General features: G+C 62.7%; 1 protein-coding gene. It reads right to left on the reverse strand.

Translation table 11 applies throughout. The features are described 5' to 3' along the window. A partial coding sequence (locus EN846_RS34045; RefSeq protein WP_189587204.1) for an ATPase, T2SS/T4P/T4SS family occupies window positions 1-346 on the reverse strand: 346 nt, incomplete at both ends.

Here is a 346-nt window from a genome sequence, read left to right on the forward strand (position 1 = left end):
TGCCGGTGCCCTTCGGGCTGGTTGATCAGCCACTTCTGCGACGTGTGCACGAATTCGATCGGATCCTCGACGGTGAGGATGTGGCCGTATTCGTGCTTGTTGATGTAGTCGATCATCGCCGCCAGCGTGGTCGACTTGCCCGAGCCGGTCGGGCCGGTCACCATGATCAGGCCCTGCGGCTGCTGGATCACTTCAAGGAAAAGCGGCGGGCAGGCCAGGTCCTCGAGGGTGAGCACCTCGGACGGAATGGTACGGAACACCGCACCGGCGCCACGGTTCTGGTTGAACGCGTTCACACGGAAGCGCGCCAGCGACGGGATCTCGAAGGAGAAGTCCACTTCGAGGA

Origin of the sequence: Mesorhizobium sp. M4B.F.Ca.ET.203.01.1.1 (assembly GCF_004791025.1) — a bacterium.
GTDB classification, from domain to species: domain Bacteria; phylum Pseudomonadota; class Alphaproteobacteria; order Rhizobiales; family Rhizobiaceae; genus Mesorhizobium; species Mesorhizobium abyssinicae.